The organism is Luteibacter sp. 9133, assembly GCF_000800155.1.
In the GTDB taxonomy this organism is placed as follows: Bacteria; Pseudomonadota; Gammaproteobacteria; order Xanthomonadales; family Rhodanobacteraceae; genus Luteibacter; species Luteibacter mycovicinus.
In genome coordinates this window covers 1-14,234 of record NZ_JUHO01000001.1, presented here as the reverse complement: position 1 = coordinate 14,234, position 14,234 = coordinate 1, and the positions used below count along the sequence as shown (strand labels likewise).

Below are 14,234 nucleotides of genomic sequence, written 5' to 3'. Positions count from 1 at the left end.
CGGGATCAGGCCCCGGTCATGATCCCGATCGCCGCGATGGCGATGGCCAGGCCCGTCCAGTTCAGCCAGGTCAGTTTTTCGCGGAAGGCGATCGCGCCGACCAGCGCGCCGAGCACCATCACCCCCACGTTCATCGACGCGAACACCAGCGACGGATCGTTGGGCAGCGCGATATGTCCGCGGATATAGAAAAGAATGTTGGCGAAGTTGGCGGCACCCAGCAGCACGCCGAAGCCGATGCTGCGCGGCGAGAGGGGCGACTTACGCGCGATCGCCCGTCCGATCACGACGATCCAGCAGAGCACCATGGCGATCAGAAACGAGGCGAGCATCGCGCTGGGGAAGGGTGCACCGGCCTTGGCGAGCATCTTGAAGCAGATGTCGATCACACCGAAGCCGACGAAGACGGCAAGCGGTGCGGTCCAGCCGGCCCGATCGGTCTGCCCGCGATCCCGGCGCCAGAGCACGCACAGGACGGCGACGAAGGCGAGGGCGATGCCCAGGCCCTTACGCTCGGTGATGACGTCGCCGAGGAAGGCGAACGCGGCGATCAGCGAGAAGAACAGCGACAGGCGCTGGGCGACGTCGGTGCGAACGATGCCCGCACTGCGGACGGATCGCGCCAGCATCACGAAGATGGCGGGGAGAAAGACGCCGAGCAGGAGGAGGGGGACGTAGGTCTCCTTCGCCGCGACGGCGGCCTGCGGCGTAGCGCCGAGCAGCCCGTACGCCATGGCGGCGGCCACGATGTAGTTCGTGGCGACGGCCTGGACGATGTCGACGTTCGCGCGGCGCGCGAGTTTGAGCAGCACGGACACGGCCACGCTGAAGGCGATGGCGAGGAGGATGTAGAGCATGGCTGGGAGCGCCGGTGAGGCTGGGGGTGCGAAGGATCGCATGTGGATGGGGCGGGCTACGAGCCGGCCGCCGCTTTGTGGGATCGGACAGCTGGCTCGTTGCGGTGCAAAGCCTCATTCGCGATAAGGCGGGTGAGGGTTCGCGCGCGGGGCGCGCTCCTACGTACGTACGGCGTGGGGCGAGTCAGGCGCGGGGCGCGCTCCTGTGTCGGGCGCGCAGCTGCGTCGGGCGCGCAGCTGCGTCGGGCGCGCAGTTGCGTCAGGCGCGCAGTTGCGCCGCTTCGCGCGCCAGGGCTTCGATGGCGGCCCAGTCGGAGGTGGCCAGGAGGTTGGCGGGGGTCAGCCACGAACCGCCGACGCAGACGACGTTGGGCAGCGCGAGGAACTCGGGTGCGTTGGCGAGGCTGACGCCGCCGGTGGGGCAGAAGCGGATCTGCGGCAGCGGGCTGGCCCAGGCACCGATGAGCTTCGGGCCGCCGGCCGGAACGGCCGGGAAGAACTTCTGGAAGCGATAACCACGCTCCAGCAGTTCCATGGCCTCGCTGGACGTCGCCGCGCCGGGAAGCAGCGGCAGCTCGTGATCGTCGGCGGCATCGAGCAGACGCGGCGCGCTGCCCGGCGACACGGCGAACTTCGCGCCGGCCTTGTAAGCGTTCTCGAGGTCGCGAGCGGTCAGCACCGTTCCCACACCGACGAAGGCCCCTTCGACTTCCGCGGCGATCGCGCGGACGGCGTCGAGTGCGGCGGGCGTACGCAGGGTGACTTCGATGGCGGGGATGCCACCGGCGACCAGCGCGCGCGCCATGCCGACCGCCTTCGAGGCGTCCTCGATGATGACGACCGGCACCACCGGCGCCAGGCGCAGCGTGGACTCGACACTCTGTTGCTTCGCTTCGTTACTCATCAGGAACTGCTCCAAAGGATCAGAAAACGCCGGCACCGAGGTCGGCCGTGACGGCGGACTGACGGAACATGGCGAAGAGCTCGCGGCCCATGCCGGTGTGGTGCATGGCCAGATCGATGTTGTCGGGGATGCGGCTGTTCCACTCGTCCGCGTCGACCAGAACTTCAATGGTACCTGCCACGGCATCGAGACGAACCATGTCGCCCGTGCGCACGCGGGCGATGGGACCGCCGGCTTCCGCCTCGGGGGTCACGTGGATCGCGGCAGGCACGCGCCCCGACGCCCCGGACATGCGACCGTCGGTGAGCAGGGCGACGCGATGCCCGCGATCCTGCAGCAGGCTCAGCGTCGGCGTGAGCTTGTGCAACTCCGGCATGCCACGCGCGCGCGGCCCCTGAAAGCGCACCACGGCGATGAAATCGCGATTGAGCTCACCGCGATCGAAAGCGGCTTTGACGTCGTCCTGCTCGTCGAAGACGATCGCCGGTGCTTCGACGATCATGCGATCTTCCGGCACGGACGAGATCTTGATCACGCCACGACCGACGTTGCCCTTGAGCATGCGTAAGCCACCGTCGTGACGGAACGGCTCCGCGATAGTGCGCAGTACGCCGCGGTTGCCGCTTTCCTTCGAAACCGGTTTCCAGACCAATGCGTCGCCTTCGAGAACGGGCGTGGTGCGATAGGCCTCGAGGCCGTGGCCCATGATGGTGTCCACGTCGCCGTGCAGCAGGCCGGCATCGAGCAGCTGATCCATCAGGAAACCCATGCCGCCGGCTTCGTGGAAGTGGTTCACGTCGGCGTAGCCGTTCGGATAGACGCGTGCGAGCAACGGCACGACCGCGGACAGCGCATCGAAGTCGTCCCAGCGCAGTTCCACGCCGGCCGCGCGTGCGATGGCGACGAGATGCAGCAGGTGGTTGGTCGAGCCGCCCGTCGCATGCAGTCCGATCACGCCGTTCACGATGGAGCGCTCGTCGACGATACGGCCGATCGGCAGGTATTCATCGCCCAGCGCGTCGATCGCCAGCACGCGCTCCACCGTGGCACGCGTGAGGGCGTCACGCAGCGGCGTATCCGGCGCCTCGAAGCTCGCGCCCGGCAGGTGCAGGCCCATGATCTCCATCAGCATCTGGTTGGAGTTCGCGGTGCCGTAGAACGTGCAGGTACCCGACCCATGATAGGAACGCGCTTCCGCGTCGAGCAGTTCCGCGCGTGTCGCCTTACCGGCGGCGAAGGCCTGACGGACCTTCGATTTCTCTTCGTTCGGAATACCGGACGGCATCGGACCCGACGGCACGAACGCGCTGGCGAGATGGCCGAAGCTCAGCGCGCCGATCAGCATGCCCGGCACGATCTTGTCGCAGATGCCGAGATACAGCGCGCCTTCGTACATGTCGTGCGACAGCGATACGGCGGTCGCCATGGCGATGAGGTCGCGCGAGAACAGCGACAGCTCCATGCCCGGACGACCCTGGGTGACGCCGTCGCACATGGCCGGCACGCCACCGGCGACCTGCGCGGTGGCGCCGAAGTCTCGTGCGATCCGACGGATCAGTTCCGGATAGCGCTCGTACGGCTGATGCGCCGAGAGCATGTCGTTGTACGAGGTGACGATGGCGATATTGGACGCGTGGCCGTTGCGCAGCGCGTCCTTGTCGTTCTCACCGCACGCGGCGAAACCGTGCGCGAGATTGCCGCACGACAGGTGATGGCGTTTGGCGCCCGTCCCGCGGGCGGCGTCGATCCTGGCGAGGTACGCGGCGCGCGAGGTGCGACTGCGCTCGACGATACGCTGCGTCACCTCGGCAACGATGGGATGAAGGGTCATGGCGTGTTCCTGAGGCTTTGACCGGGCGGTCGGTGCCGCGCGCCTGACGCGCGGCGGTTGAACGATGGATCAGGCGGCCCAGTAGACGTCCACGGGCACGCGGTCCTGTTTGAGCACGGCGGCGATCGGGAAATCTTCGCCGGCCTGGGCCCTGGCGAGCACGTCTTTCTTGTCCGCACCTTCGATGTGCAGGTAGAGCGTGCGCGTATCGAGCACGCGCGGCAGGCTGAGCGTGATGCGCGGCTCACCCGCACCGCCGGCACGCATCGACAGCACGCTCCGCGTACCGTTGAGGTCGAGCGCTTCGGCGAGGTGATCGCCGCCGGGGAAGAACGACGCGGTGTGGCCGTCCGGACCCATGCCGAGCACGACGACATCGAACGGCTTGCCGAGCGCGTCGACCTTCTCGCCCACGCCCTCGAGCGCGGCATCGACATCGTCGGCATGCGCCTTGTCGAACAGCGGCAGGAAGGCGGCGACATGCGCTTCGTGCGCGATCAGGGTGTTCCTGACCATGCGCGCATTGGAACGCTCGTTGTCTTCGTCGACCCAGCGCTCGTCGACCAGCGTGATGGTGACCTTCGACCAGTCGATCTCCTGCTCGGCGAGCACGGCGAACATGACCTTGGGCGTGCCGCCGCCGGAAACGGCGATGCTGGCCTTGCCGCGCGCCTTGATCGCGGCGTCGAGCTTGCCGGCGATGTCGCGCGCCAGCGCATCGGCGAGAGTGAGCTTATCGGCGAAATCGTGCTGATGGATCTTGGCGTTCATGCTGCGTCCTCGGCCCAGGTACGGCCATCGCGTTCAATGAGCGCCACGGCGGCGCTCGGACCCCAGGTACCCGCGGTGTACGGCTTCGGCGTATCGCCGCTGCCCTCCCAGGCTTCGAGGATGGGACCGGCCCAGTTCCATGCGGCCTCGACTTCGTCGCGGCGCATGAACAGGGTCGGGTTACCACGCACGACGTCGAGGATCAGCCGCTCGTAGGCATCGGGCTGCTGCACGCCGAACGCCGCCGCGAAACTCATGTCGAGCGGCACGTGGCGCAGGCGCAGGCCACCCGGACCCGGATGCTTGATGGTCAGCCACAGCTTGACGCCCTCGTCCGGCTGCAGGCGCAGCGTCAGGCGGTTGGGCAGCAGCGGACCGTTGGTGGGATCGAAGATGGAATGCGGCAACGCGCGGAACGTCACCACGATCTCCGAGACCCGGTTAGGGAGGCGCTTGCCGGTGCGCAGGTAGAACGGCACGCCCGCCCAGCGCCAGTTACCGATCTCCGCCTTGAGGGCGACGAAGGTTTCGGTCCTGGACTGGTCGCTGCCGAGTTCGTCGAGATAGCCCGGGACGCCCTGACCTTCGGCCGCACCAGCGCGGTACTGCCCGCGCACGGTGAGGTTGCCGGCGTTGCTGGCGTTGATCGGGCGCAGCGAACGCAGCACTTTGAGTTTTTCGTCACGCACGGCATCGGGCGCCAGCGACGAAGGCGGCTCCATGGCGAGCATGCAGACCAGCTGCAGGATGTGGTTCTGGACCATGTCGCGCAGCGCGCCGGCACGATCGTAGTAGCCCGCGCGATGACCGACGCCGACCGTCTCGGCGACGGTGATCTGCACGTGGTCGATATGCTGGGCGTTCCACAGCGGCTCGAACAGGGCGTTGCCGAAGCGGAGCGCCAGCAGGTTCTGCACTGTTTCCTTACCGAGGTAATGATCGATCCGGTAGGTCTGCGACTCGTTGAAGACCCGGGCCACCGCGTCGTTGATGGCGTTGGCGCTTTCCAGATCGCGACCGATCGGCTTCTCCAGCACCACGCGCGAGCGCTCGCCGTTGAGACCGAGCGACCCGAGGCGCTGGCAGATGTCGGTGAAGATGTCCGGCGCGGTCGACAGGTAGAACACGCGGATGTGCTGGGCCTGCTGCTGCATCAGCGCGGCGAATTCATCCCAGCCTTCTTCCTTGCGCGCGTCGAGCGAGCGGTAGGAAACCATCTGGATGAACGCGTCCAGCTGGGCCGGAGCCACGTGGGACACGCCTTTCTCGACCGAGGAGCGGACCAGGTCGCGGTAGCCCGCATCGTCGAGGGCCTCGCGGGCCACGCCGATGAGGCGGCTGCTGGGCTGGATCTGGCCGTCCACGAAGCGATGGAACAGCGCGGGAAGAAGCTTGCGGACGGCGAGGTCGCCGGTGCCGCCGAAAATGACCAGATCGAAAGGTTCGATCGGGAGGAGATGAGCGCTCACGACAGTGGCCTGCTGGGATCGATGGGTATGCCGACGGATCGTACCAGTGACATACCAGGTCATACCAGCCCCGTACCACTCAAGGCGGCGTTTTCCGTCGCGATATGAGGCGATGACGCCGCAAAAACGTTTACGGGCCGACTTTGCATCGTGCAAACGCCCGTTTGAATCGCTCACTGGTATTCGCGGGCTTGGACGGTCTTGCCGCAGTGGTCGTTGATTGGTATCTTCTCGACCATGGAAAGCGCTCTCGTCGCCGAATACCAACGCCTGCAGTACGACCCGGCCGCGCGGCAGCCGCTGGCGTACATGCGCCTGCGTCGCGCCATCCGCAACGTGATCGAAAACGGCGAGGTGCAGGTCGGCCATGCACTGCCCAGTGAGCGGGACCTGGCCAGGGCCCTCACGCTGTCCCGGGTTACCGTGCGCAAGGCCATCGGCGGCCTGGTCGAGGATGGTCTGCTCACCCAGCGTCATGGCGCGGGCACCTTCGTGTCCGAGCGCATCGTCAAGCCGCTGTCGCGTATGACCAGCTTCACCGAGGATCTTCGCGCGCGCGGGCTCAATCCGCGCTCGGAGTTCTTCGAGCGGGCCATCGGCGAGGTCACCCCGGAAGAAGCCATGGCGATGAATCTCTCGCCCGGCACCCAGGTGGTCCGCCTGCACCGCCTGCGCTACGCGGGCGACGAGCCGCTGGCGATCGAGCGCAGCGCGGTGCCACTCAACCTGCTGCCCGACCCCAGCCTGGTCGAGGACTCCCTGTACGAAGCGCTCGACACGCTGGGCAACCGCCCGCGACGTGCGTTGCAACGCCTGCGCGCGGTGGTGCTGGGCCCTGCCCAGACCCGGCTGCTCCGGCTCGGCGCCGGCAGTGCCGGGCTGAATATCGAGCGGCGCAGCTTCCTCGACGACGGCCGCATCGTCGAGTTCACGTGTTCCTGGTATCGCGGGGACATCTACGACTTCGTCGCCGAACTGCAGAGCGACTGACGGACCCTTCTTCATGACGATCCAGCCGCAAGACACCCTGATGTACCGCGAAGCGCACGAGACCGCCGAGGTCGTCGAGCGGCAGCTTGCCCTTAACGAAGCCGTGATCGGCGCCCTTGCCGAGCGCCTGCGCGCGAACCCGCCGCGCATGGTGATCACCTGCGCCCGTGGCAGTTCGGATCACGCGGCGATGTACGCGAAGTACGTGTTCGAGACGCAGCTGGGCGTCGTCACCGCCTCGGCCTCGCCGTCGGTCACCTCGATTTACCACGCCGCGCAGCGCCTCGATGGCGCGCTTTACGTCGCCGTATCCCAGTCGGGCAAGAGCCCGGATCTGGTCCGCAATGCCGAGGCCGCGAAGAAGGCCGGTGCGTACGTCGTGGCGCTGGTCAACGTGACCGACTCGCCGCTGGCGGACGTCGCGGACGTGGTCGTCCCGCTGCACGCGGGCCCGGAAACCAGCGTCGCCGCGACCAAGAGCTATCTCGGCGCGCTGTTCGCGATTCTGCATATCGCCGCCCGGTGGAGTGGCAAGGCCGAGATCGCCGACGCCCTGGCCGCGTTGCCCGCGCAGCTGCGCCAGGGCTGGGATGCCGACTGGTCGTCGCTGACGGAAGGCCTCGTCGATGCGCACAACCTGTTCGTGGTCGGTCGTGGCTTCGGCTTCGCCGGTGCGCTGGAAGCGGCGCTCAAGTTCAAGGAAACCTGCGGCCTGCATGCCGAAGCCTTCAGCGCGGCCGAAGTGAAACACGGCCCGATGGCGCTGGTCGGCCCGGACTTCCCGGTGCTGTTCTTCGCGCAGAACGACGACACGCTCCCGGGCGTGCTCGATGTCGCCGCCGAGTTCCGCAAGCGTGGCGCCAATGTCTGGATCGCCGCGCCGGGTGCGACGGGTGAGGGTGTGCTGCCGCTGGTCGCCACCGCACCGATCGCCGCGCCGCTGATCACGGTGCAGAGCTTCTACCGCGCCACGGCGGCGCTCGCGCTGAAGCGCGGCTTCAATCCCGACGTGCCGCCGCACCTGAATAAAGTCACCGAGACCGTCTGACCGCCACCCTCAAGGAATCGCCATGACCCTCGCCCTCGTCAACGGCCGTGTGCTCACCGACAATGGATTCCAGAGCGGCTTTGCCGTGCTGGTCGACGATGGAAAGATCACCGGACTGGCGCTGCCATCCGACCCGCGCGTGCGCGCGGCGGAGCGCCATGACCTCGGTGGTCGCACCTTGCTGCCCGGCTTCATCGACTGCCAGGTCAACGGCGGGGGCGGCGTGTTGTTCAACGATGCACCGACGGTCGACGCGATCCGCACGATCGGCGAGGCACACGCGAGATTCGGCACCACGGGTTTCCTGCCCACGCTGATCAGTGACGACGCGGAGGTCATGGCGAAGGCCATCGATGCCGTGAACGACGCCGTCGCCCAGGGCGTGCCGGGCGTGCTCGGCATCCATCTGGAAGGTCCCTTCATCGCCCCTGAACGCAAGGGCGTGCACGACCCGGCCAAGTTTCGCATCGCCGATGCCGACGATGTCGCGATGGTCGCGCGGCGCCACGGCGGCGTGACCCTGCTGACGCTGGCCCCGAGCGCGCTTCCGCGGAAGTACTCCAGCAGCTGGTCGCCAACGGCGTCATCGTAGCCGCGGGCCACACGGCTGCCGACTACGAGACCACGCGCCATGCACTGGCGACGGGCGTGCGCGGCTTCACACATCTGTTCAACGCGATGACACCCTTCACCAGCCGCGAGCCTGGCGTCGTCGGTGCCGCGCTCGAAGACCAGGCCAGCTGGTGCGGTCTGATCGTCGACGGCCACCACGTGCACCCGACCTCGCTGCGTGTCGCCATCGCGGCGAAGGCGCCACGGAAGATGATGCTGGTCACCGACGCGATGCCGCCTGTGGGCTCGGACAATCCGAACTTCGTGCTCAAGGGCGAAACCATCACCGTGCGCGACGGCGTCTGCCAGACGGCGGACGGCACGCTGGCCGGCTCCGCGCTGGACATGGCCACGGCGGTGCGCAACACGGTCGACATGGTCGGCGTAGCCTACGATGAGGCCGCGCGCATGGCGTCGACGTATCCGGCCGCGTTCCTCGGCCTCGGCGCCACCCACGGTCATATCGCCGCCGGTTACCGCGCCGACTTCGTCGTGATGGACGAGACCCATACGGTGATCGAAACCTGGATCGGCGGCGAGCGCGTTTACGCCGCGGGCTGATCGGGCGGTCGTGACAGCGCCCCACCCTCCGGTTAAAGTCGCGGGGTTCGGGTGTCCCCGGGGCGTCGCGCCACGGGGATGAAACGGGAAGCCGGTGCGCCGCCTCTGCGGCAAGGCCGGCACTGCCCCCGCAACGGTAAGCGCCCGGGGTCGTCACGGCCCCTCGGACACGGCTTCAGCCACTGCGACAGCGGGAAGGCGCCGGTCCGACACCCCCTCGGGGACGGCGTGAGTCCGGAGACCGGCCCGACGACGCGCCCGTGAGCCATCCCGGGGCGTCGTCCCGTTTCGGGCGATTCGCGGAGGGCGAATCCGGACAGTCATCCGGGTTCCGCCGGTGTGCCGTTCGCCGTATGTCCTCCTCGCGCGCCCTTTGAGCTACGCATTGCCGCGCTATGCGGCGGAGGAAGACCGTTCCATGAAGAAGACCCTGCTAGCGGCAGCCCTGCTGTCGTCGATCGCCGCTGCCCACGCGGCCGACGCACCGGACGCCCTCGATCCCGTGATCGTCACCGCGACCCGCACGGCCACGCCGCTGGACGAGGTACTCGCTCCGGTGACCGTGATCACCCACGAAGACATCGAGCGTCTGCAGCCGCGTAACGTCCAGGACCTGCTCGCCGGGCTGCCCGGTGTGGTCATGGCCAACACCGGCGGTATCGGCCAGCAGACCTCGCTGTTCATGCGTGGCAGCAACTCCTCGCACACGCTGGTCCTCGTGGACGGTGTCCGCGTGGGTACCGTGGGCGCGGGTCTGCCGGCTTACGAGCAGCTGCCGGTCGAGCAGATCGACCATATCGAGGTCGTCCGCGGTCCGCGCTCGAGCCTTTACGGCTCCGACGCGATCGGCGGCGTCATCCAGATCTTCACCCGCCACGGCCAGGCCGGCGAAGCGCCGACCCCGAGCCTCTCGGTCACCGGCGGCAGCCACGGCTACACCGCCGGTCAGGTCGGCGTGTCGGGCGGCACGACCCACGGCTGGTACAACGCCAGCCTCGGAGGCCAGTACACCTCGGGCATCAACGCCTGCCGCATCGGCGCGGGCACGGCGTTCAAGGGCTGCTTCACCGACGAGCCGGACCATGACGCCTATCGCACGTACAACGGCGCGCTGTCGGGCGGTTACCGCTGGGACGACGGCACCGAGCTCACCGGCAGCTGGCTGCGCAGCAAGGGCGATATCGAATACGACGGCGACTATCAGAACCTGACCCGACGCTCGCAGCAGGTCGCCGGCGCGAAGCTGGCCTTCGACGTGCTGTCCGCGTGGCGCATGTCGGTCAGCCTGGGCCAGAACCAGGACCGCGCCGACAACTACCTCAACGGCGCCAACAAGGGCTATTACGACGCGGACTTCAACTACGTCACCGGTGCCGACAAGCTGCGCGTGGGATATCTGTACTCTAAGCGCAATCAGGGTTCCTGGCAGAACGACTTCACGCTGGCCCCGGGCCAGACGCTGAGCGCCGGCGTCGACTACCAGCAGGAAAAGCTGAGCAGCGACACGGATTATCTCAAGGACACCCGCAACAACACGGGCGTGTTCGCGCTCTACCAGGGCGTGTTCGGCCCGCATGAGATCCAGCTGTCGGCCCGCCACGACCACAACACCCAGTTCGGCAACCACACGACCGGCTCGGCCGCCTATGGCTTCCGTTTCGACAACGGCATGAAGGTCACGGCCTCTTATGGCACCGCCTTCCACGCGCCGACCTTCAACGACGAGTACTACCCGTACGGCGTGCCCACGGTGAACCTCAAGCCGGAGAAGTCGCGCACCGCCGAGATCGGCCTGTCGGGTCGTCCGGGCATCTGGAACTGGGCCGTCAACGCCTACCAGAGCCAGGTCGACGACCTGATCGGCTACGACGCGAACTTCCTGCCGGTCAACGTCAGCAAGGCCCGCCTGCGCGGCCTCGAAGGCCAGGTGGGCGCGGACGTCGATGGCTGGCACGTGCGCGGCTACCTGACGCTGCAGCAGCCGCTGGACCGGGACAGCGGGTTCGAGAAGGACAACCTGCTGGCCCGCCGTCCGCGTCGCACCGGTCGCGTGGATCTGGACAAGGACCTGGGCGCGTTGACGCTGGGCGGCTCGGTCTACGCCTCGGGTTACAGCTACGACGACGCGGCCAACACGACGCGTCTGGGCGGCTACACGACCGCGGATCTGCGTGCCACCTGGCACATGGACGATGCCTGGAGCGTGCAGGGCCGGGTCGCGAACGTGGCGGACAAGCGGTACGAGACGGCGGCGTATTACAACCAGCTGGGACGGACGTATTACCTGACGCTGCGGTTCTCGCCGTACGCTGAGGGAGCACCGTGTAGGAGCGCGCCTGCGCGCGATGTTTCACGGCATCGCGCGCAGGCGCGCTCCTACCCCTGGCACCGGGCTCGGGCAAACGCCGCACCCCTGTCTTCCGGCAGGGCCCCCACTAAAGGCACACGCCACGGACCGGCGCGGACGTCATAAAGTCCCCGGGCGCGGGTATGCTTCCCGCGATCACAGGAAGTGTCGTGAACGTTTTTGCACCTTTCATTCGCCGGCCGATCGGAACCTCGCTGCTTGCGGCGGGGCTCGTGCTGTGCGGCTCCATCGCCTACATGCTGCTCGGCGTGGCGGCCCTGCCGTCCATCGAAGTGCCCGCCGTCTTCATCCAGACGCAGATGCCCGGTGCGAACGCGCAGACGATGGCCTCGACCATCATCGCCCCCCTGGAGCGCCACCTCGGCCAGATCCCGGGTGTGGACCAGATGTATTCCAACAGCTCGGAAGGCAGCGGCTTCGTCCGCCTCCGTTTCAGCATGGACCGCTCCACCGATGCCGCCGCGCGTGACGTGCAGGCCGCGATCAACGCGTCCGCCGCCGACCTGCCGGCCGGCATGCCCAGCCCCCCACAGTACTTTAAGTTCGACACCGGCCAGATTCCCGTTCTGCTGGTGTCGTTCACCTCGAAGTCGCTGCCGCCGGACAAGCTCTACGACGTCGTCGACACCCTGATCCGGCCCGCCGTGGCGCAGATCGATGGCGTGTCGCGCGTACAGGTCTTCGGCGGACCCCGCACGCCGTGCGCGTTGAGCTGGATACCCGCGCGTTGTCGTCCAAGGGACTCACCGCCAACGATGTGTCCAATGCGCTGCACGCCGCCAACGTGACCTCGCCGCAGGGCCTGCTGTCCGACGGCAAGGCACAGATGACGGTCGTCGCGAACGACAGCATTCGCGACGCGAAGGATTTCGGCGACATCCTCATCGCGATGCGCAACAACGTGCCGGTGCGCCTCTCGGACCATCGCCCGCGTCTACAAACGGCCAGCAGGACCAGTACCAGGCCGCATGGTTCCAGGGCGAGCGCTCGGTCACCATGCAGATGAGCAAGCGTCCGGAGGCGAATTCCATCGCCACCGCCGACGCGATCCGTGCCGCGCTGCCGCGCTTCCGTTCGCTGCTGCCGGCGGACGCGAAGGTCACCCCCATCTTCGACCTGACCCAGACCACGCAGTCCGCGCTGCACGAGGTCAAGGTCGCGCTGCTGATCAGCATCGTCATGGTCTTCCTGGTCATGATGGTGTTCCTGCGCCGTCTCGGTCCGACGCTGATCGCAACGCTGAGCGTGCCGTTGTCCCTGGCCGGCGCCTTCGTCGTGATGTGGACACTCGGCTATACGCTAAACACGATGTCGCTGATGGCGCTGGTGCTGTGCATCGGTTTCGTCGTCGATGACGCCATCGTGGTCATCGAGAACATCGTCCGGCACATGGAGAACGGCAGCAAACCGATGCCGGCGTCGCTCGAGGGCGTGCGCGAGATCGGCTTCACCGTGATGTCGATCACGCTGTCGCTGGTGGCGGTGTTCGCGCCGCTGCTGTTCGGCAACAACATGATCACCAAGTTGCTGCGCGAGTTCTCGGTGACCCTGGCGGCGGCCGTGCTGATTTCGGCCATCGTGTCGCTGACGCTCACGCCGGCCCTCTGTGCCCGCTATCTCAAGCACGACGAGCCCGACCGCCAGCCAGGCCGCGTCGAGCGCGCGCTGGAACGCTTCGATCGCGGGTTTCTGCGCCTGTATGAGCGCGGACTGGACTGGCGATGCGCCATCGGCGTCATGCGCTGGCAGCCACTCATCCTGCTTTTCGCCACCTTCGCGCTGGGCTTCGCCGTGGTGAAGACCGCCGGTGGCAATTTCATGCCCGCCGAGGACATGTCACCGCGGACGCCCAACATTTCGCCGGACGAGATGTCGCGACGGCTCAAACGCGTCGGCGAAATGATGCAGAACGACCCGGCCGTCGCCGATGTCACCACACTGCTCGGCAGCGGTAACGATGGCGCGGCCGTCGGCAACAGCGGCACCATGTTCATCGATCTGAAGAAGAAGGGGAGCGGCCCGGACCTGCGCCATGAATCCATGAAGGAATTCATGGATCGCAAGGGCAAGGAGTACGACAAGCTCTCCGATGTCCAGGTCTTCATGAATCCCGTGCAGTTCCTCGGCGGGAGCGGGGGCAACAGCAACCGCGGGCAGTACTCGTTCCAGCTGATCAGTACCGGCGGCGAACCGTTGCAGCCCTGGACGCTGAAGCTGGTGCGTCAGATGCGCAGCATGAAGGAGTTCCGCCGTCGGCAGCGACTTCGACATCGTCGGCAAGCAACAGATGCTGAAGGTGGACCGCGATGCGGCGGGCCGCCTGAACGTCGGCATGGGCGATGTCGATTCGGCGCTGTACAACTCGTTCGGCCAGCGCCAGGTGTCGATCATCTATTCGGACATCAACCAGTACTGGGTGGTGCTGACCTCGGCGGCCGCGCAGGAGCTCAGTCCCGGCGCGCTGCTTAACACGTACGTGAAGAATTCACTCGGCACGATGATTCCGCTCTCGGCGGTGGCGCACATCGAGCCCGTGGCGACGCCGAGTGCGGTCACCCACCAGAACCAGCTCGAATCGGCCGACATCACCTACAACCTCGCGCCGAAGATCACGCCCGATAAGGGCAACAGTCTGGCCGAGGAGGCCGTACGCCGGATCAATTTGCCGGAAGGCGTGCGCATGGACGTCACCGGCACCAATCAGCGCATGCGGGACGCGCAGTCCAACGGCATGGTGCTGCTGGTCGGCGCGATCCTCGCCGTCTACATCGTGCTCGGAATTCTCTACGAGAGTCTCGGCCATCCGTTGACGATCATCTCGAC

General features: G+C 67.1%; 8 protein-coding genes, 2 pseudogenes and 1 riboswitch. Of the genes and pseudogenes, 5 read left to right on the top strand and 5 right to left on the bottom strand.

Annotation, left to right across the window (positions count from 1 at the left end):
* Positions 1–5 precede the first annotated feature (5 nt).
* From FA87_RS00050 to zwf, 5 genes are all read right to left on the bottom strand, one after another.
* Positions 6–857, bottom strand: coding sequence for a DMT family transporter (locus FA87_RS00050; protein WP_043691502.1), 852 nt, complete (start codon positions 855–857; stop codon positions 6–8).
* 259 nt (positions 858–1,116) lie between these two features.
* On the bottom strand, positions 1,117–1,761 hold the full coding sequence (gene eda, locus FA87_RS00045) for a bifunctional 4-hydroxy-2-oxoglutarate aldolase/2-dehydro-3-deoxy-phosphogluconate aldolase (RefSeq protein WP_197056520.1): 645 nt from the start codon (positions 1,759–1,761) through the stop codon (positions 1,117–1,119).
* Positions 1,762–1,780: 19 nt separating this feature from the next.
* Entirely contained in the window at positions 1,781–3,592 is a 1,812-nt protein-coding gene (edd, locus tag FA87_RS00040) for a phosphogluconate dehydratase (protein WP_043691500.1), read from the bottom strand.
* A 69-nt stretch (positions 3,593–3,661) separates the two neighbouring features.
* Complete coding sequence (pgl, locus tag FA87_RS00035) at positions 3,662–4,363, bottom strand: 6-phosphogluconolactonase (RefSeq protein WP_036116815.1); 702 nt, start codon at positions 4,361–4,363, stop codon at positions 3,662–3,664.
* Entirely contained in the window at positions 4,360–5,832 is a 1,473-nt protein-coding gene (gene zwf / locus FA87_RS00030; RefSeq protein WP_043696984.1) for a glucose-6-phosphate dehydrogenase, read from the bottom strand. Before zwf ends, pgl begins: the two co-directional genes overlap by 4 nt.
* Before the next feature lie 237 nt (positions 5,833–6,069).
* Here zwf and FA87_RS00025 point away from each other — a divergent pair, with 237 nt between their 5' ends.
* From FA87_RS00025 to FA87_RS20115, 5 genes and pseudogenes are all read left to right on the top strand, one after another.
* A complete protein-coding gene (locus FA87_RS00025) occupies positions 6,070–6,822 on the top strand; it encodes a GntR family transcriptional regulator (protein WP_036118723.1) in 753 nt (250 codons plus the stop codon).
* 13 nt (positions 6,823–6,835) lie between these two features.
* Entirely contained in the window at positions 6,836–7,870 is a 1,035-nt protein-coding gene (locus FA87_RS00020) for an SIS domain-containing protein (RefSeq protein ID WP_036116816.1), read from the top strand.
* A gap of 22 nt (positions 7,871–7,892) precedes the next feature.
* A pseudogene (nagA, locus tag FA87_RS00015) lies at positions 7,893–9,043 on the top strand (N-acetylglucosamine-6-phosphate deacetylase).
* Positions 9,044–9,075: 32 nt separating this feature from the next.
* Positions 9,076–9,308, top strand: a riboswitch (cobalamin riboswitch).
* A 153-nt stretch (positions 9,309–9,461) separates the two neighbouring features.
* Positions 9,462–11,516, top strand: a complete 2,055-nt coding sequence (locus FA87_RS00010) for a TonB-dependent receptor (RefSeq protein WP_081996400.1) — start codon at positions 9,462–9,464, stop codon at positions 11,514–11,516.
* Positions 11,517–11,560: 44 nt separating this feature from the next.
* Positions 11,561–14,234: pseudogene (locus FA87_RS20115) on the top strand (efflux RND transporter permease subunit); the annotation flags it as partial.